Annotated in this window: 9 protein-coding genes; 1 reads left to right on the top strand and 8 read right to left on the bottom strand. The window is 56.1% G+C overall.

Annotation, left to right across the window (positions count from 1 at the left end):
• Window positions 1-15: 15 nt before the first annotated feature.
• Together RSSM_RS14135 and RSSM_RS14130 are read right to left on the bottom strand one after the other, a co-directional pair.
• The gene (locus tag RSSM_RS14135) at window positions 16-2082 is read right to left on the bottom strand and encodes a sulfatase (protein ID WP_008679849.1); all 2067 of its coding nucleotides are present in this window, start codon (window positions 2080-2082) and stop codon (window positions 16-18) included.
• A 126-nt stretch (window positions 2083-2208) separates the two neighbouring features.
• The gene (locus RSSM_RS14130; RefSeq protein ID WP_236621148.1) at window positions 2209-5604 is read right to left on the bottom strand and encodes a glycoside hydrolase family 78 protein; all 3396 of its coding nucleotides are present in this window, start codon (window positions 5602-5604) and stop codon (window positions 2209-2211) included.
• A gap of 511 nt (window positions 5605-6115) precedes the next feature.
• On the opposite strand from RSSM_RS14130, the gene RSSM_RS14125 reads away from it, so the two are divergent.
• Window positions 6116-7540, top strand: a complete 1425-nt coding sequence (locus RSSM_RS14125) for a DUF1570 domain-containing protein (protein WP_008679842.1) — start codon at window positions 6116-6118, stop codon at window positions 7538-7540.
• A 110-nt stretch (window positions 7541-7650) separates the two neighbouring features.
• Here the strand turns inward: RSSM_RS14125 and RSSM_RS14120 are convergent, their stop codons facing one another.
• The 6 genes from RSSM_RS14120 to RSSM_RS14095 all read right to left on the bottom strand — a co-directional run bounded on the left by RSSM_RS14120 (window position 7651) and on the right by RSSM_RS14095 (window position 20580).
• Window positions 7651-13611: an amino acid adenylation domain-containing protein gene (locus RSSM_RS14120; protein ID WP_144059807.1), complete on the bottom strand. Its 5961-nt coding sequence runs from the start codon at window positions 13609-13611 to the stop codon at window positions 7651-7653.
• A 110-nt stretch (window positions 13612-13721) separates the two neighbouring features.
• A complete protein-coding gene (locus RSSM_RS14115) occupies window positions 13722-15275 on the bottom strand; it encodes a GumC family protein (protein ID WP_008679839.1) in 1554 nt (517 codons plus the stop codon).
• Window positions 15272-16498: a glycosyltransferase family 4 protein gene (locus tag RSSM_RS14110; RefSeq protein WP_008679837.1), complete on the bottom strand. Its 1227-nt coding sequence runs from the start codon at window positions 16496-16498 to the stop codon at window positions 15272-15274. The genes RSSM_RS14115 and RSSM_RS14110 overlap by 4 nt, the downstream gene beginning before the upstream one ends.
• A gap of 3 nt (window positions 16499-16501) precedes the next feature.
• On the bottom strand, window positions 16502-17563 hold the full coding sequence (locus RSSM_RS14105) for a glycosyltransferase family 4 protein (RefSeq protein ID WP_008679834.1): 1062 nt from the start codon (window positions 17561-17563) through the stop codon (window positions 16502-16504).
• Window positions 17560-18840, bottom strand: coding sequence for a hypothetical protein (locus tag RSSM_RS14100; protein WP_008679832.1), 1281 nt, complete (start codon window positions 18838-18840; stop codon window positions 17560-17562). The genes RSSM_RS14105 and RSSM_RS14100 overlap by 4 nt, the downstream gene beginning before the upstream one ends.
• A 228-nt stretch (window positions 18841-19068) precedes the next feature.
• A complete protein-coding gene (locus RSSM_RS14095) occupies window positions 19069-20580 on the bottom strand; it encodes a lipopolysaccharide biosynthesis protein (RefSeq protein ID WP_008679830.1) in 1512 nt (503 codons plus the stop codon).
• Window positions 20581-20582: the final 2 nt, after the last annotated feature.

The following is a 20582-nucleotide window of genomic DNA, read 5'->3' as shown; positions in this document are numbered from 1 at the left end:
ATTCCTGACCATGGATCACTTAATTTCCCACACGTAGAGTTCGCTTTCGTTTGAATCCGTTAACCTCAGATTTGATATTCGGATTTGTCCTGAGGAGGTTGCCGGGTCGATGCGGATGCCGTTGACGGGGGCGTCAGCGTGAAATGGAATCGCGTATTGGTGAGCGTTCCCGTCGGGGTTTATTTCAAAATCAACGCTGCGTTCCTGACGGTAGGGTGGGCCAGGTCCGGCCGTTTGCCAAAACAATTCCCCCGATGAGTCTGCGTTTGATGTCAGTGTGAAACGCAGCACCAACGGTCCGGCGGATTGCTCCGGCAACGAAACCGGTCGGGGCAGCGGGTGGGAAAAATGAGGGTCGCCACCGATGCTCTGCACAATCAATGCTCCGTCTTCGATGGTGATCTGACAATCGCCACGCGGGTGCCATCCCGCAACAGGGCGTGCCGGTGGCGAATTCGGTTTCCGAGCAGCAGGCCGCGAAATCTTCTTTCGCACCGCTTTCCCTTCGAGGCTAGGATCGTAGCGTTCCGGATCGAAGTTCGGATTGGGGCTTGGCAACACGGCTTCGGCGTCTTGTAAGAATTCTTCGATCATCGCATCGAGTTCGATTACCAAGTCGGGGTACTGCGAAGCGAGGTTGGTTGTTTCGCCGATGTCCTGTTGAAGGTTGAAGAGTTTGTAGCGGTGTTCGCCTCGTTCCCCATGATGAAACAGTCGAATCAACTTCCAGTCGCCACGGTGCACGCTGACAGCGGGCGGCAACCAGTCGGGAATCTTGGGGCTGTGTGGGAAGTAAGTGTAGATGGCCTCGCGACGAATTTTGCCACCGATCAATGCCGGAACGATGCTGACCCCATCAAAACCCTGCCGGGGACGGTCGCGAATCTGTAGCAGTTCCAAGATCGTCGGGAAGTAATCGATGCTCTGAATGACATCATCGCTACGGGTTCCGGGTTTCACCACGCCCGGGTAAACGATAACGGCAGGGCCACGCACACCACCTTCATACATCGTTGCTTTGCCGCCTCGCAGCGGAGCGTTGCTGGTCGCGGACGTGCCGTCTACTTCGTTGTACATGTTGCCCCCGTTGTCCGAGGCAAAAATGATGATCGTATTATCGGCGATCTCCAATCGATCGAGTGTGTCGAGCAACGTCCCGACCGCGTCGTCCATGCTCTCGATCATTGCCGCGTACGTGGGGCTGTGTTGAGGATCGTTTGGATTGGCGTTTTTTTGATATTTGGCGATCAACTCAGGTTTGGCATCGAACGGGGCGTGGACGCTGAACATCCAGTAGTTGAGGAAAAACGGTTCATCGCGGTGTTCCTCCATGTAGGCCACCGCTTCGGCAGCCATCCGATCTTCGATGTGTTCCTGAGGCGTTTGTGGATCGAAGTCAGGATACTTCCACGGTGCCACGTAAGCCCGGGCTGGTCCGGGGCCTGGCCAGTGCGGAATGTCAACGTCAAAACCATGTTGCAGCGGCGAGTAGGGTTCGGGGCCGAGATGCCACTTGCCGAAGTGACCGGTCGCATACCCTTGATGCCGCAGGAGTTCCGCGATCGTGTCAAAGGCTGGATCCAAACGGGTTGCCGACGATGGCATGATCGCTTTCTGGTTCGCGGCCGCTTTCGCACCGGGGGCAGCTTTCGTCGTTGCGTGGGGCAGATGGCAATTAGGAGCCGTCACCTGAGTGCGTGCGGGGCTGAGCCCGGTCAGGATGCTCGAACGGGTCGGTGAACACAGCGGGCTCGACGAGTACGCCCGAGAGAACGTCATCCCCCGCGCCGCCAAACGCTCCAGGTTCGGGGTGCGGTAAAATTGAGTCGTGCCGTACAACGTCGTGTCGCTGTAACCGAGATCGTCTGCCAAGATGAAAACCACGTTGGGCTGGTCGTTAGCAACCGCGGTCATTCCGGTCAAAACGCAGAGCCATGCGAAACAATGCAGGGACAGACAACGCAGCGCCAAATAACGCAGCGGCAAACAACTCAGTGCTAGGTAACGCGCGTCTGTCTGTGATTGCGCGGTAGCGGGCGTCGATGTCGGACGAAATCGAGGTTTGATAGGAAGGGCATTCACTTGAGTTCTATCCGTTCGGCAAAAGGTTTACTCGCGAGGTCGAAGATTCGCGAACACGTTTGTTCGTGTTGATTCGGGAGAGGTTCGTCGTGGGGTCACTCCCGTGAGACGATTTCGCTCTGGCGATTACGGGGAGAGTTGATAGATGGTGATCGAACTCACCATCATTTCTCCCTTGTCCGCATAGGGATCGAAACTATCGAAAGGATCAAATCGGAGGTGGCGGATGGCTTCCTTGGCGTTGAGCGTGAAAAGGTAGTCTCGCGTTTTTTCGGAACCTTTGAGTGTTCGCTTCGATTGCCGTTGCTCGCTGAAACTCTGACGCTCGCCCCGCCAATAGAACTGACTGGTTACGTCGTCTTGATTGGTCGCGCGAAGTTTGATCACGAGACTCCCCGTTAGGCCCTGGGGCAACTTCGTGGAAAGTTTCGAGTCAGGCCCCGCGGCGATCAATTTCGTTTTACCGTTTTTGAACACTACTTTGACATGTTCGCGTTCACTCCATTTTTGGATTTCATCCAGATTGGAGAAATCCCAGGAGGCGACGACTTTCAAACCCGTTAGGTCGATACCCTCGGGATTCACCGAGTTGTCAATCGGTTCGCTCGTTGTTAACGCTTCTTCGGCCGGAGCGATTCCGCTGGCACATTCGAATTGGTACTCGCCGGACTGCACAGCTAGTTGGCACGTTTGATCGGTTTGAGCGATCAGGCGAACGTGCGGGTGACTGATGATCGATTTTCCGGATTCAGTGATGCTGGCCGCGTCGTCTGTTGGTAGGAACACGGTTGCGGTCGTATTGGTGGGAATGCGAACGCCTAACTCGAACCGATCATCTTCTAGCTTCCAATGACTTTCGATCATCCCGCGGATGCTTTCGTAGGTGGCGTCTACTCGGTTTATCGGTTCGTGCAATGCGTTGCTGCCTGGTGAGGGCACAGTGGGGCGGATGATGATTTTTTTGTATCCCGGTCCGTCGGACTGGATTCCCGCGAGCGTGCGAAACATCCATTCGCATACCGCACCGAAGGCGTAGTGCGAGAACGAATTCATCGCCGCATTGTGCCGACCGAACGCGTCTTCTCTCGTGTAGCTGTCCCATCGTTCCCAAATCGTCGTCGCGCCGTTGCGGATCTCGTAACCCCAGGAAGGAAATTCACGTGACTGCAAAAGGAACGTCGCGAGGTCGTGTTGCCCCGATGCCGACAGTACCGGCAACAGGGGCCGCGTGCCGAGAAAGCCTGTCGCCATGCGATTGCCGTTTGCTTTGAGCATGTTCGCGAGGTGACGAGCGGTCGCGGTTCGTTTCTCCTCCGGAATCAAATCTGCGAACAAGGCCAACGCCTGCGCGGTTTGTGTGTTTACGTTGACGCTGCCATCCTCGCGGAGATACTTGTCTGCGAATGCGGCTTTGGTTCGTTGAAATTGTTCACGATATTGTTGAGCCGCGTCGTCACGGCCGATCGCTTCGGCCATCTCCGACATCATTTTTGCCGAGATCGCAAGGTACACACTGTCGATGTACTCCAGCGGTGTCTTGACGCCCTGAGCCAACCAGTCGCCCCAGGCATTCCCATGTGCGACTCCTAGATCGTTGACACTCGTGCGCTGCCGCCACTGCATGAACCTGGTCATCTCGGGCCAACACGTCTCGATAATGCGTGTGTCCCCATAGCATTGCCAAATTGTCCACGGGCAGATCACGCCCGCGTCCGCCCACGCGGTTCCAAAGTCTTGGCCGTGCTGGAAGGGGAACGGCGCGTAGCCCGGAAACGCTCCGCTAGGCCGTTGTGATTCCATCAACTCACGCATCCACTTGGTGTAGAACGCACCGATATCTGCGTTGTACGCCGCCGTTGCGATGTATGCCTGTGCGTCACCGGTCCAACCCATTCGTTCATCCCGTTGGGGGCAGTCGGTGGGAAGGTCGATGAAGTTCGCCCGTTGGGTCCACAACACGTTTTGGAACAACCGGTTGACCATGGGATCGTTGCAGGTGAATGAACTCACCATGGGCGTGTCGCTATGCAGTACCAAACCTGTGACGCTGTCGAGGGTCGGTGTGCCGGGGTAATTGGATACCTCGACATACTGGAAACCGTGAAACGTGAATCGAGGTTGATAGACCTCACCGTTTTCGTCCCCGCGACACGTGTAGTAGTCCGTCGCTCGTGCCTTGCGGAGATTTTCCGTCATGATTCGACCGTCGGGATGCAGCATTTCTGCGTATCGAATTCGAATGCGTTGGCCGGCGGGGCCTTTTACTTTGAGACGAATGATTCCGGCAAAGTTCTGCCCGAGGTCAAAGATGAACGTTCCCGGTTGTCGTGGTGTGACCTTCTTTGCGGGAACCTCCTCGGTAATGCGGACGGGGACGCCAGGAAACGCTTCGAGTTTTGGTCGGACGAAACCGAACTCCGCCTTTTCGCCTGCCTTTCTGACCGGTTGGTTCGGACGATTAGGGTTGCGAAACTGATAGAACGTTGCCGTCTTGCTCCCGTTGTCTTTTGCCAGAACGGCGTTTTCCCAATCGTGATCATCGAACCCGGTTTCGTTCCAGCCGGGCGTTTCTTTTGTCGCGTCGTACGATTCTCCCATCAGGAAATCCGCTTCTTCGATCGGACCGTTTCCGGAAACTTTCCATGTTTCATCCGTGCCGATCGTTTCGTGCGTTCCGTCGGTGTAATGGATTTCCAACTGCGCCATCACCGAGGGAGTCTTGCCATAGGTTGAACGCCCTGTTTTCTCCGTGCCGATGCCGGTTAGCAAACCGAACCCGACGTAGCCACTGTACCAACCGTCGGCGACCCATAACCCGAGCGCGTTGCCGCCGCTCAGGATCATCTCGGTCACGTCGTAGGTGTTGTAGTACGCACGTTGCCGATAATCGGTCCAACCGGGGGCAAAGAAAGCGTCGCCGACGCGCGCACCGTTGAGACTGAGTTCGTATACGCCCAATGCGGTGCAGTAAATGGTTGCGCGTTCAACAGTCTTGGACGCCGCGAACTCTCGGCGGTATTGGCGAGCGGCAGGCAAATGCAATTCAGCCGGATCGTTGTGAACGGGATCTGTGTCACGGTAAGAAATATAATCCGCTTGCCAGTCATCATTCTCGAGCAAGCCCATCGACCATGATGCCGGTTCGCTCCACCGTGGTTGATCCGCGTCACTGCTCCACGACCGCACCTTCCAAAAACACTGCTGACGCGAACGCAACGTTTTTCCTTGATAAGGGACAAACAACGTTTGATCAGAGTCGACGCGTCCCGAGTCCCAGAGGTCACCGACGTCGGTCGCGAGATTTTCCTCTGTCGACGCCACCAAAACTTGATAGGCGACTTGCCGTTGCCCTCGCTGTTCGGATTCCAACCGCCAACTCAGACGTGGCGTTGTTGCGTCGATCCCGAGTGGGTTCTCGAGATACTCACAGCGGAGGACCGTTGGCGTCATCGCTGAAACCGGGGATGAGACGCAGAGTACCGTGGCGAGCAGGAATACAGAGCGGAAGCAAAAGCGAATCACGTGCAGTCTTCTCTTGGTGGGGAACCACGCAGCAGGACGTGGGGGGCGGGAGGGAGAGCGGCGGGGACGTGACCATTGCGTTGCGGCGCGGGGCAGTTCTCCGCCAAGGCGAAAAGGCTAAACGAACGGCGAGACGAAAACCTTCACGATCGACATTTCTTCTAGCACAAAAGTGCCGCAGCACTCGGGCAAGTGATTCGTCAGAAAGAAGGGCGGTGTTGGAGCAGGACAGGCGTCGAGCAGGTGGCTGGTGGAAAAATTTGCATCGCGAAAACGTCGGGGGAGTGTTTGGTTTAAACTGGGGGGCATCTCGTCGAATGGGGCACGCGAGGTGAGATGGTTTTCTGAGGTGTCCCGTTTGTGGACGCGAAACAAGAATTCCGGCTTCTGTTTGGAGGCGGTTTAGGTTTCGTGGTTATTGGGCATTTTGGAGGCACGCGCTCGCATGATTCGAGTTCATTCTTTCGCAATTTTCTTGCTATTGTTACTGTCCTTCTGTGGGCAGCCATTCATGACCACCGCACGGGCGGACTACACCCTTTACCGACTGCCGGGGACGCAGTTGCAACTGTTGCTCGAAGGATCGGTGACGCATCACGCCGGTGGGAATGCGACGCTTCGGCATCCGCGCGGATCGTTGCACTTCAGTTCCCGTGACATTCATGTGGTGAAGAGTCCGTCGCCTCAGGCGATTTATGCCAAACGCCTGCGGACGGTTCGCAAGGAAAACGATGTCGAGAAGGCACTCGAGCTTTCACAGTGGTGCCTCGAAAACGGGATGCTCGAGGAATCCAAGTCGCTCCTTAGCGTCGCATGGAAGATCGACCCGAAGCATTTGAAGCTTCGCAAACTCGCCGGACTGATGCGCTACCTCAACGCGTCGGTGCCAACCGATCCCAAAATTGAAGCGCACGCGCGGGACTTCGTCGGCGGACGCGAGATGCAGGTGACACGCAGCAAGCACTTTCTCCTGTTGCATGATGCCGAGCAAGCCGAAGACGAAGTGACGGGGAAGACTCGCGCCGAAATGCGTCTCGAATTGCTTGAGACGGTTTACGAGTCGTATTTCTTAACGTTCGCGTTTCGTGGGGTCTTTCTACGTCCGCCACGCGAGCGACTCGAAGTAGTGCTGTTCAGTCGCCACGGAGATTTCCTTCAGATGGAACGACGCCTCGGCGGGAGTCTCAAACAGACCGCCGGGTTCTATCTGCCGAAGGAGAACATTTCGATGTTCTACGATTCGGGAACCTCCGAGCATTTCAGAGTTCTCATGGAGCTCGATCAACAACTCACCACGGCGAGAACGAACGCGAAGAGGAATCGCCTTCCCGGTGCAGGTGACCTGATCCGGTTCGCGAAAACGATCGAACTGCTGATCGATATCACTCGCGAAAGTGAAGATGTTTCCACGGTTTCTCATGAAGCCATCCATCAATTGACGGCGAACACGGGAGTCTTCCCACGCGACGCCGCGTTCGTCCGATGGGTCCACGAAGGAATGGCGTCGTATTTTGAATCCGCAAAATTGGCCAAGTGGAGCGGTGTCGGTGTGGTCGATCAAACACGTATCAACTACTACCGAATTCTCGAACGTGACAAATTGCGGGGGAGTCTCGAGTTTATCGTGTCCGATTTCGGCTTTGTGCTCGAGTCCGCACTTGGAAACCAGTTACCCGCCTACGGGCAAGCTTGGGCGTTGACGCATTTTCTGTTCAACCAACGCTTTGATTCGTTGATGAAATTCTACAAGCGGGTCGGTCAACTGAAGGATCCTGAAGGCGAGTTTACCAAAGAGGATTGGAATGCCCGTGCAGACGAACTGCTCAAGATCTTCGATGACTGTTTCGGAGATCGCACCACCCTTGAATTGGAGTGGCGACAGTACATGCGGAAACTTCGAACGGACACCGAACGCCTCGCCGAAGAATTGGACTGAGGCGTTGAGCTCGTTTGAAAGATTGACGTAGCCGATGTTGCGAGACTTCGGTGGCCTGAGTTTTGGCAGATTCAGCAACGCGGATTAGACACGGTAAATCTCAAAACGCTCTAGCCGTTTTGAATCCGTTGACGCATGTGTTCGACGAGGCCGCGTACCCTGGCTTTGGAAAGCATGTTCGCGTGTGCCCCGTCGACCTCGACGACCTCGAGCGTTTGTTCTTGAAAGACGGCTCCCCATCCCAATTGCGGATCAGTGCGATCTCGTCCAGGCCAATTTGCTCGTAGTTTGGCCTTGTACAACGTCGCCGGCCCTTCGGCAGCACCGGGGCGGTATCTAGTAATTACATCCATGTTCTTCGCGGCTACCTTCGCGTAGATCCCCTTGGTTCCGATGATGCGTTCCAAACGTTGCTCCATTGTGATCCATCCGAACCGGTAACGAATCGCGAGCACCATCCCAACGAGCCGCTCGTACAGGTACGTCCATCGCTGGCGGCCCTGGCATTCTTTGGCGTATCGCAAATGGAACAGGAGGTTCTGATGCAAAGGAGCGGGGATCGGTAGGCCGGTGAATGCGTCGATAATCGCCAGGGTCACTGTTTCGCCACATCGCCGCAGTTGCTGTGCGACCTCGTAGGCGACCACGCCGCCAAACGAGAATCCAGCCAAGTGATACGGCCCATGGGGAGTGACACGCCGAATCATCTCGACGTGCTGTCGGGCAAGGTCTTCAATCGCTTCTGGCTGGGAACGTTCCCCGTCGAGCCCGATGGGCTGCACGCCATAAACGTCTCGATCCTCTCCGAGCATCGCGGCGATCTCTCGAAAGTTCAACAGATGCCCATCAATGCCTGGAAAACAAAACAACGGGGCCTGTAGTCGCTGCGTATCTCGACGTTGATCACGGTCGATTTTCCCACGCGGATCGAGTCGAACGAGATCGTTCCAATACTCTTCGACATGGGATTCGTTTTGCCGGTAGACCTCAGCGAGTTCACCAATCGTTGGACTGCTGACGAGCTTCGTCATCGAGACCGCTTTGCCAAACTCCTTCTCCAATCGCGTGAACAAGATCGCCGCGCTGAGGGAATCACCGCCGCAATCAAAGAAATGGCTCTCTGAATCCAATCCATCCACGCCCAGAACGGACTGCCAAATTTCAGTGATCCGATCGATCAACGGATCCCCCGTGGTCGGCATCACTTGCTCGGACGCTTGTCGGGCGATGGTTGTGGTTTTGATCGATGCTAAGCGTTTGCGATCGACTTTGCCGCTCGGCGTCATCGGGAACTCATCAACCAAATCGAAATGGCTGACCATCATGTATGCGGGCACATGCGTTCGCAGGAAATCCTCTAGCACGCGTGGCGACAATGATTCGTTGTCGCGAATGACGTGTGCATTGAGTTGCCCACCTAGTCCGCTCCGTTGGAACGTAACGACCGCTTGCCGGACGCCAGGGCACTGCGCCAATACAGACTCGATTTCACTCAGTTCGACACGGTGTCCCCGCACCTTAACCTGAAGATCGTTTCGTCGGATGAACTCGAGTTGATGATCCCAGTTGAGCCGAGCGATGTCGCCGGTTCGGTAAAGACGCTCGGTAGGCAGGTTCGGATGCGGGTTCTCAATGAATCGCTCACTTGTAAGCGTTTCGTTGCCGAAGTAGCCCTGCGCCAAACACTCACCGCCGAGGTACAACTCGCCGTCGACGCCTTGCGGAACCGGTTGCAGGTTTTCATCGAGCACCACGGCCACGCATTTGTTGATGGGCGTTCCGATCGGAGGAACCGTATCCCACTTAAGTGCGTCGCGGTCGAGTGGATGCGCGGTCGCGACGTGCGTTTCCGTCGGTCCGTAATGATTCCATAACCGACACTCTGGCCGCTTTGCAAAGAAGTTTCGAACGACGGGGGTGATTTCCAAACGCTCGCCCGCGGTCATCACCTCTCGCAGTGACGACTGCTGTGATCGATCGTTCGCCACCTCCGCGAGAGTTCGCAGAACGACAAAGGGGACAAACACGCGTTCTGTTCCCGCGTCAACAATGAACCGCCACAGCTGAAGCAGGTCCTGCTGTAAACGGCTCGAAACGAGCTGCAGTTCTCCGCCGCCACAAAGCGTTGCAAAGATCTCTTGAAATGACACGTCAAACCCGAGTGACGCGAATTGCAGTGTTTTGGTTCCGACAGAGGCTTCGCTGTTGCGGAGTTGCCAATCAATCAAATTTGCCACGGCACCGTGACGCATCGCAACACCCTTGGGCTCGCCCGTCGATCCGGACGTGTAAAGGATATACGCGAGATCATCTAGTTGCACGCCTGGCGTTTTCTCCGCCGTCGCGTATGACTCGTCCTCAGGCTCATTGTTTCGATCGATGGAAACAACGTGCAGGTCGTGAAGGACCGTTCCCGCCTCATCGGCCGACATCCGGTCGACGAGAGTGGTTTCGGAAATCAAAACACCAGCGTGACAGTTTTCTAGGATCCGTCGCCGTCGCTGCATGGGGAGCGATGGGTCAACGGGAACGTAGCATCCTCCCGCTTTCATGACCGCGAGCACGCCCACGATCATGTCGAACGAACGTTCGAGCATTATCGCTACAGGAACATTTTGTTGGACTCCCAAGCGACTCAACCGTTCGGCGAGTTCGGATGCGCGGCGATCGAGATGGGCGTATGTCAAATACTCCCCCTCGAAACTCAGTGCAGGGGAATCAGGTGTGCGTCGTACCTGGTCGTCAAATAGCGACAACACAGAGATGAATGCTTGATTCGCGACCGAAGTCTCGATGGCGACATCGTCTGCCAAATCGAGTATGGATGACGAAGGCAGTACGGTTGCGAGTTCGTTGGACGACAAAATCTTGAGTTGGTCTACCGGGCAACTCGGTTCGACAACCGCACTCGCCAAAAGACCTCGCAAATGCTCGCCGAAACGCTCCACGCGGCGACGGTGGAACTGTTTGCACCGGTACTGCAGTTCGATGCGCAAACGATCTGGCGACTCGTTGACGGCTATCAAGAGATCAAATTTGGCCAACCGTGTGTCAAAGGGAATGGTCGTGGTTGAGGCACCATCCAAGCTCAACGCGTCGGGTTGGTTTTCTAAAATGAACAGCACGCGGAAGGGCGCGTCCCCCATCTCTCCCTCGCTGAAGATTTCCTTCTTCAGAAGATCGAGCGGATAGCGTTGATGGGCAAATGCATCGAACGCCGTATCCCGCACCTTCGCCTGCAAACATTCGAAGCTGTCGCTGCCATCAAACCGTGTCCGCAATGGCAACACGTTGATGAAATAGCCGACGAGGTCCTCCATTGCGAGATCATCTCGCGACGTGACCGCTGACCCAATGACGATATCTTCTTGTTGGGTGTAACGATGAAAGACCGCTTTGATTGCCGACAATAAAGTGACAAACAACGTTGATTGTCGCTCCGCGGAAAACGTCCGAACCGACTCCAGCAGGTCACCATCAACCGTCAACGAACACGTGTCACTCGCCGTGTCATCAACGTTTGATCGATCTCGTGGCAGATCGAGCACGGGCAGTTCGCCGCCGAGTTTCTCTCGCCAATAATCTCTGTCTTGCTCTAACGATCCATCTTCCAACCGTTGTCGTTGCCAAACCGAATAGTTCGCGTATTGATGTGACAACTTGGGCAATTGCGGTGCGCGATTGTCGCGTGCCGCGTTGTAACACTCCGCGAGATCACGCTGCAGCACGCCGATCGAATGTCCGTCAAACGCGATGTGATGAACCGCCAGGACGATTCGATACTGTTCTTCACCAATGTGATAAAGGCGCAGGCGGATCGGCGACTCCATCGACAGATCGAACGGCTTGGTCACATATTCACGAGCCTGCGTTTCGAACAATTGAGCGCGTTCGTCACACTGCCGGTCCCTCAGGTCGATGCGATCGATCGAAAACGACGAGGACGACAAAACGCGTTGGACCAAACCCTCGGCGGTTGCCTCATAAACAGTGCGTAGTACGTGATGCCGGTCAACGACCTGTTGATACGCATGTTCGAACGCGTCAAGATTGAATTCACCTTTGACGTCGTAAACGAGCGGGATGTTGTACCTGCCACGGTTAGCAACCAGGAAATGCTCGATCCACATCTGCTGCTGGTGCGATGACACCGGTGCAACGGAAAGGCTTTCGTGTCCGATTGCCGACACCGTGTAAGATTCGGCGGTCTTGTTTTGGACGAGATCATCGATTTGCTGGGATAGTTCAATCGTGCTAGGCGACTGTGCAAGAATCCCCCAGAACTCGAGCCGTACTCCGTACTTTGCCTTCACGCGAGCGGCCAGTGCGACCGCGGCCAGCGAATTGCCGCCGAGTTCCATGAACCCTACTTTCGGGTCGACGTTCGGCAAATGCAGCAGGTCACGCAACGTCGCGACTAGAAACGCTCCGGTTTCGTTTACCTCTGATAGATCGGCCCCGGCATCGCAATTCACTTGCGGGATCGGCAGCGACTTGCGGTCGACCTTGCCGTTGGCGGTCAAAGGGAGACGCTCAATCGCGACGAGGGCGGAGGGCAACATGTAGTGCGGGAGACTTTCTGCTAACCGCTGGTTTAACTCCGCGAGGCAAATCTCATGGCCGTCTTCGAAGACCGCGTAGGCGATCAGTCGAGCCCCGGTATTGCCTTCATTCGCGATGACGGCGGCTTCACGGACTCCAGTCAATTTCGTGATTTCGGATTCGATTTCGCCTAGCCCGATCCGGTAGCCGTGGATTTTGACTTGCTGATCTGCTCGGCCGAGGAACTCGATGTTGCCATCCTCGCCGTATCGACAGAGGTCTCCGGTTCGATAGAGCGTTGTTCCCTTTCCGAAAGGGTCACTGACAAATTGTTGTTCAGTCAAATCGGGGCGGTTGAGATAACCGAGTGCCACGCCAACGCCACCTAGGCACAGCTCGCCGGTTTCGCCGATCTTGCAAAGATTCGATTGTTCATCAACGACGTAACATTGTTGGTTGCGAAGCGGTTTGCCGTACGGGATGCTCGTCCATTTCGGATCGACCCCGTCGATCGGAAAGATGACCGACCAAATGGACACTTCTGTGCTGCCTCCGAGCGACACTAGCTCCGCTTGCGGCGCGACGAGGCGGATTCGATCGGGCAGTGTCACCGGAATCCAATCACCACTGAGCATGACCAAACGCAGCGACGAAAGAACGCGATTTCCCTCGAAAAAAGTGACCAGCATTTCCATCAACGCCGGAACGGAATTCCAAATCGTGATGTCATGGCGGTCGATCAAATTCGCCCATTTCGCAGGATCACGAGACTCCGATGGCGTTGGCAGGACGATCGCACCGCCGGCTCCCCACATCCCGAACAGATCAAAAACCGACAAGTCGAACCCGAGCGACGAGAGCGCGAGGGCTCGATCCGATTGACCGACTTGAAGACGGACATTGATATCACGAACGGTGTTGACCGGCCCTCGGTGATTCAACATCACCCCTTTGGGCTTGCCCGTCGATCCGGACGTGAACAGCACATACGCCAACGATTCGGCGGCCACGTTTGGCAACTTCACCGTCCCGGTTGCGGAGGACTCTCCGTCGATCGCAATCGTGCATAACCGGGGGATCTCTTCAATGATCGCCGCGTCGAGTTCGCCAACGAGAAAGCGTGCTTCGGCCTGCCGCAGAAAAAACAGAATTCGATCGCGTGGGAAATCCGGGTTGATCGGCAGGTAAGCCGCTCCCGCCTTCAAAATACCGAGAATTCCGATGTAGGCGTTCGGCGTCCCGTCGAGAACCACACCGACGACTTCTTCGGGGGCCACTCCTGATTCGATCAGCCGCTCGGCAACTCGTGTCGACTGAGTGTGGAGTTCTCCATAGGAAAGCGACTTGTCGTCAAAGATCACCGCCGGCGCGTCAGGCGTTTTCTCGGCCTGCCGCACGAACAACTCATGCAGGCATGGATCATCCGCCCACGGTTCGCTCGTTTGATTCCAGCGTTCCACCAGTTTGTCTTGTTCATCCGGTGTCAAACGCTGACATCGCGCGAGGACATCTTTCGAATGCGGCATCATCGCCTTTTCGCGCTTGCGCCGCGGCACATCGACACTCGGATGTCGATGCTGTACTGAGAACAGATGATTCCCTCTCTGGCTGCTGCGGATTTCCTCGCCACCGAGATCCATTATAGCCACCGGAAGGAGAGTAAACGCGTCGCTGCGTTAACGAATCGAAATCCCTTCCATAGCGGTTCCTTCTTGGTGCGTACCAGTTTGGCCGGCTCTGCCCGATAGATCGTTCGCAACTGCGCAAGGATCGCCGTGAGCACGCTCAGGAAGACCGCGGCGGTAAAGCCCATGACCAGCGTCATTGCGACCTTCGGACTCGACGGGATCTTCGACTGGCTCGGCATCTGCAGCACGGTGAGGTTCGACAGGCTTTCTTGGCTCAACGCTTGATCCATGCGTGCCAACTCGGATCGTCGTGCATAGTCCTGGTAACTCGCTCGCGCCAAATCCAATCGTCGCGAGATCTGAGCCAACTCGATTTCGTTTTGGTTGATCGCCTTCAGTTCGCTCTTGGCGTCGGCGATTTGCTGGGCAAGGATTTCTTGTTTGGCGTTGAGCGACGCGGCGATCGCACGCTGGTTGAGCAATTCCGCTTCCATTTCCCGACGTGACTCGTTGACGCCCATCGTGACCTGCGTCAAACGGTTTTCCGAATCGAGTGTTTCTTGAGCGGCCGCGATTTGGGCTCGCATTTGGCGAACCTTCGGGTGCGTCGGTTGGTAGCGTGACAGGTACTCGCTCTCGTTCAACTGCAACGAGTAGAGTTGTTCTCGCATCCCTTCGGCGGCGCTACTGGGCAGGCCTGTCGTCTCGGCCAATCGGACTTGTCGAGGTTGCTGCGCGACCATGCGTTCGCGAGATTCGATTTCGCCTTCGACGGCTTCGATTTGGGCGATCGTATCGAGCCAAGCGTCCTCGAGCGACGCGATTTGGGCGATCTTGACCTGGCGATGTTGGCTCAGTTCCGAGACACCGCTTTCGTTTTTGAAGTCGACGAGTTCTTGTTCGAGGCGTGCAACCTCGCCCGCGATCTTCTCGGTTTGCGCGGTGAAGAATTTGTTGGACCCTTCGGACTGGTGAATCCGCACGTGAGCGTCCACCGACGAATCGATCACTTGGTCGAGCACCTCGGCGGCGAGTTCCGGGCTGATCGTTTCGTATCGCAGTCCGATGATCGCGGTCGAACGCGGGTTGTAGATCTCGAGACCCTTTTCGAGTTTCTCGATCGCTTCATCGCGTGGGCTGTCGACGTAGACCGGGCTGAGTTTCTTCAGTTCGCCGAGTTGGATCGGCATCCATCCCGGTTCATCGTTGTCTGTTTCTTCGAGGATCTTTTCAACACCGACCGCGTCGACGACCTCTTCGAGAACGCCGCGGCTTTGCATCAGCGATTGAACGGAGTAGATCTCCTTTTCGCGTCCTTCTTGCACCGCAATGGTTTGACCCACCGTGGCGGTCGGATCGAGACCCACGGTTTCCTTCCCGAGGCGAACGAACATCTTCGCCTCGGAAGTGAACTTCAGCTTCGCAACTTTCAGCAGTCCCACCGTGCCGAGCATCACCAACGAAAAGACGATCAACATCTTTCCACGGTTCTGCCAAACGGCTTGCGTGAGGTCGAGAGTTTTCTCGGGGGTCGGTTTTTCAGTGATCGGATTGTTGGTAGTCATGATACTGTCATTCCTAAAGGGTCACCGATGATAACGGGGCTTTGACTTGGGGAGTCCGCGGACTGCGAACCGTTGGCCGAGTTATCACAATGAGGTTGATGGCGTCGGTGCCCGTCGAACTTGGCCCACTCGGCCTCAATAAAGTCCGACAATTCCTTGCGAAAACGCTCGGGCCGGAACCCTTCGGCGTGCCGCCTGATTTGAGGTAAGTCGAATTGCCCTGCTTGGCTTTCGAACGTGTCTACTGCCGCAGCAATGCTCTGGGGAGTTTGCTCGGCGAAGAAGCATCCGGTAACTCCATCGATCACGGTCTCTAAACTGCCTCCGCGGCCGTACGCGATCACCGGTGTTGCACACGCTTGGGCTTCGACCGGTGTGATCCCGAAGTCTTCTTCGGCGGCAAAGACGAACGCTTTCGCGTTCTGCATCAGTTTGCTCATCCGGTCGTGCTGCAGGTATCCGAGCAACTCAACATTGGGAGGGCAGTTCGCTTTCAATGATTTGAACATCGGTCCGTCGCCCACGACGACGAGTTTTCGATGTGGCATCAATCGAAACGCTTCGACGACGAGGTCAACTCGTTTGTAGGGGACCAATCGCGATGCCGCGATGTAGTAGTCTTCCTTCTCATAGGTCGGCTCAAACGCATCGACATCAACGGGAGGATGGATCACCGTTGCTTCGCGACCGTAACACTTTTGAATGCGTCGGGCGATGAAGTGGCTGTTAGCGACGTAGGCATCCACGCGGCTCGATGAAACCTTGTCCCACAATCGGATGTAGTGCAGCATCGCTCGAGTCACCATGCTGCGAATGCCCCAGGTCAGGTTCGATTCGCGAAGGTACTGTGCCTGGAAGTCCCACGCGTAACGGATCGGCGTGTGCACGTAACTGACGTGCAATTGATCAGGACCGCAGATCACTCCTTTGGCGACGGCATGATTGGACGACAACACCACGTCGTAACCGCTCAGGTCCCATTGCTCGACCGCCATCGGCATCAATGGGAGGTAGTGCCGTAGCAGCTTTTTGAGGAACGGTAGTTTTTGAATGAAGGTGGTGTGTGGTGTTCTTCCCTGCAGGAATTCCCGCTCGTCATCAGGCAGGATATCCGCGACGGCGAACAGGTCCGCCTTCGGATACTCATGCAGCATTTGTTCCACCACGCGTTCAGAACCCGCGTAGGTGGTCAGCCATTCATGAATGATTGCAACGTTTTTCATGACCTACTGCGGAGTCGCTTCTAAAGGTGTAACAATTCGATTGAGACATTGTGATTCGTTTCCCGCCATTTGCCCAATTACTTCGAGCACTTTGGCGGAGGTCGCCTCCCAACTGAAATCTGCGGCGCGTTTCTGACCCGCCGCGATCAGGCTTTCCTGGAGTGTTTGATCGCCGAGCAACCGTTCGATTCCCTCGGCGATGCTGTCCGGGTTGGTTTCCACTAAGACAGCCGCACCGCCAGCAATTTCCGGCAGCGACGTCACGTTGCTGCAAACCACCGGCGTACCACAGGCCATCGATTCGATTACCGGCAGACCGAAACCTTCGTACTCCGATGCCAACACGGTGGCCATCGCTCCGCGATACACGCAGGCGAGTTCTTCGTCGGAGACCGAACCGAGAAAGTGCACGTGCTCGGTGAGCCCGAGTTCATTGATCGTTGCGAGTGTGTGCTCTTCCGCCTTGCCGATGATTTCTAAATGCACGTCGATGCGTCTTCGCACTTGTGCGAGTGCGTATAGCAAACCGGTGACGTTCTTGTGTGCCTTTTGATTGCCGACGTATAGCAAATAGTCGTACCCCGTCTCTCGTCGCTCGCCGTCAACTTGGAAAGCGGAGCCGACGCCGTTGTAGACGACGCCGACGTGCGAGGGACTGACTCCCGCCCACTGCACGATTTCCTGTTTCGAGTACTCCGAAACCGTCAAAACCTTGTAGGCTTTGCGGACCGCGGGACGGATCACGTGTTGATAGTACAACCGTTTTGCGACGGAGGATTCGGCCGGGTAATTGATGTGAATCAGATCGTGAATGGTAAAGACAAATGGGCGTTTGGAGGAAACCAGCCACGAGAGCGGCGCGTTGTAACTCGGCGAGAAAAACGCGGTGTCGTGTTTCCAAATGGCCCGAGCCAATCGCAGGCAATCCAACGGGCTCGTCGGCTTGCCACCGATCTCGGACCGGTTCAGGCAAGGCAAGCGGTTGTTCAGTTCGGTGGCGAAGCGGCCAATCCCATGGGCCCCCATCCAACGCGAATCAAAAAGAATGTTAGGTTGTTTTGTCATGCCGCGGCCTCCGCATTCGGTGTCGCCAAACGGGTTTTGGGTGTTGCCCACGACGCAGCCCCGGCGGCAGCGAGAACCGCCAATATCATGAACGTGAATGAACCTGCCGAGAAGTAATACGTCCGCCAAAGTTCAAAGAAGCCATACAGCACGATGCACCCGATCAAGCACAGCAGATTGTCCGAACGCCAGAAGTAACTGCCGACCGTTGCCATGACGAACGTCGACCAGGCAATCACGGGAAACGCCCAGAACCCCAGGTGACCGTACATGTCGACGAACGCGGAGTTCGTTGTCAACGTTTCGCTGATGTCGACGTCATGCAAATACCACTGTGCCGCGACGCCGCCGGAATTGTCTTCCGCCTTCAGGTGTGCCGGGTGCAGGAACGTGGGCGTCACGTATGCAACCACGTTGGATAGCGAGCCTCGCGGAGGTTGGTGTGCCGCGATCCTGGCAACGCCCATGCTGGCTTGCACGGGAGCACCGACGTATCGCTGGATCTCCAAAAACGTCATCGCGACCGGATTGCGAACGCCGAAGTAGTCGCGGTAACTGCCCGCACTACGGACCCATGTCAACGTAACGATCAACATTGCCAACACGAGCCCGGTGATGCCGAGCGTCCGAGTGCTGATCCGACCGATGTCTTTGAATCGAATGGCCAGACCACCGGAAAAGATCACCGCTTGCAAAATCAAGATTCGGGCGGAAATCGCGGCCGCGGCGAGCAACAGCACCAAATTCATCGCATCCAATCGAGTCAGCTTCCTTTGGAACACGATCCGGTACATCGCGTAACCGCCGACGAGCGACGACGTATAGCGGAGCGAGTACAGCAGGTTGTAGTTCTCATACAACGCGTCTTTGAGCAAATTGAACTGCTGCGTCCGGACCAGTTCGATCAGCGACGGACCCGCCCGCAACGCCGCCAACCACGCACTCACCACGCCGACAAAAGCGAGCGTAGACAGGGCGAGATAAAACGTACGTGGCTCGATCGCGTCTTGGGACATGATCGTCATCCGAGGAATCTCGAGAGCCAACCGTTGCCCGATCCAGGCACAGATGCAGATGCACGCGTACCAACTCGTCAGGATTCCCAGGTTGGAAAACGTGATCTCTTCGCGAACGATGTATCCCGACGCGCCTTCCATGGAAGGGCACAACCACAGCACGATCCCCATGATCAGGAACGGCATGAACACCAAACTCGGTTGCCAAATCACAGTCGCGATTCGAGCCACCCAGTTGGGTCGTTCAGGTTCGTCGGGCATTTTTGCGAATGCCGCGGATGTGGGAACTGACGTGGAAATGGTACTTCTGTGATCGGAGGATTCTGACGAAAAATGTCACCGTCGTCCTGACGATCAGGCAGTTCCTGTCTACCGGCGATGGGTAGCGTGTCACTGCATCATCAGCGACGAACCCGCGTCATCCGAGCCGCGGTCTTGTTTCCATTCATGTTAATTAGGAAGGAAAAAATCCGTGACGTCCATTCCTTCCTATTTAGTCCACTTCTGTGCAGTCATGCGGGCTATGTCCGGCAAAGATCGCAAAACCCGCAGATCGAGAATGGTCCACACACCGACCGACCATCGGGCATACAAACAAAAGCCAATGCATTGCAACGAGATGATCGATGCACAGGCGATCGCCAGCCCCACAATCCCGAAGGTGGATGTCAGCATCACGCCGGCAACCAACAACACGATCGAGGTGACGACGTTGATCCACAACGCTTTCATGTGTTCGCCCGACATCATCAGCGTCAACTCCGCAGCGCCGGCGGAAACGAAAACGATCTGACCCAAACACAGAATCCGCAACACCGTGGCACCCTCGGCATAGTACGAACCAAAAATGAACGCCGTGATTTGTGCGGGGAAGACAATCAGTGGGATGCAAACCGCGAACGCCGCGATCGCAGCCAACGTCGCCGCGAAACGCAGGATCCGCTGGAGCTCGTCGACCCGACCTTGAGCACGTAGCTCCGCGATCGATGCAATCACTGTTAGGTTTACCAACTGCATCGGCATTCCGATCAACAGCATCAATCGCCGCGCCGCGCCGTAAAGGGCGAGTTCATCGTGGTCGACAATCGCACCGCCGATCCAAATGTCTGCCTGGCCGGTGATGTACGACAAACTCTGTGCCAGCATCAGCGGCAAACACGCCAGCAGCAGCACCGACATCGGGAGTGCTTCCGACGGTTGATCATCGATCGCGATCTCTCGCAAACGCGCTTTTCCAACCCGATATAAAATCATGATCGCGATCGGAGTCAGCAAACAGAGTGAAATTGCGCAAAACAACATCACCTGCTTCAAGCTCAGGGGAGCGAACAAACTCAACCCGACCGCCAACCCGATGAACAGCAGGTTGCAAAGCGGGCCGCCGAATTGTCCGGTCAGCAAGATCGAGAAACGCGAATCGTGAAAACTACGCAGCAGGCTCGCACACAGTTGAATCGCCGCGGCGCCGAACACGCTCACCGCGACCAACGGTGCAATGACTTCGAGATGTTTGAGCCCGAACAATGGTTCGCCGGCAAAATACAAAAAGCCCATCGTCAGGATACTGCCCAACGTGATGGCAACCGCAGCGAACTTGGCCCCCTGTCGCAACGCGGTCTTCGCGCCCTCGGCGTCACCGACACCGATTCGCTCGGATACGAAACGGACCAATCCCGTGTGCGTTCCGAACATCGCCACGATGGCAGCAAACGTGATGATGCTGCCGAGAACGAAGAAAACACCCACGTCCGCCGGCGGTAACACTCGCACCAAAACGATATTCAAACCGATTGCGGTGGCGATCCCTAGAACTCGTCCACCGACAACCCAAACACTCTCGCGGAACAGTCGCTTCTGCGTCCCTTGGGACCCTTGTTTCTCGGACGATTCCGAAACCTCAGCCTCGACCGGGCTGTCCGCCGATGTCATCGACGGCTGAGAGGAAACGGGAACCGAGACAGCGACATCTGCGGTCGATGCGTTGAGTTGCTTCACACTCATCC

The sequence above is a fragment of the Aporhodopirellula sallentina SM41 genome (assembly GCF_000346505.1).
GTDB lineage: Bacteria > Planctomycetota > Planctomycetia > Pirellulales > Pirellulaceae > Rhodopirellula > Rhodopirellula sallentina.
This window is presented reverse-complemented; position numbering and strand designations above follow the sequence as displayed.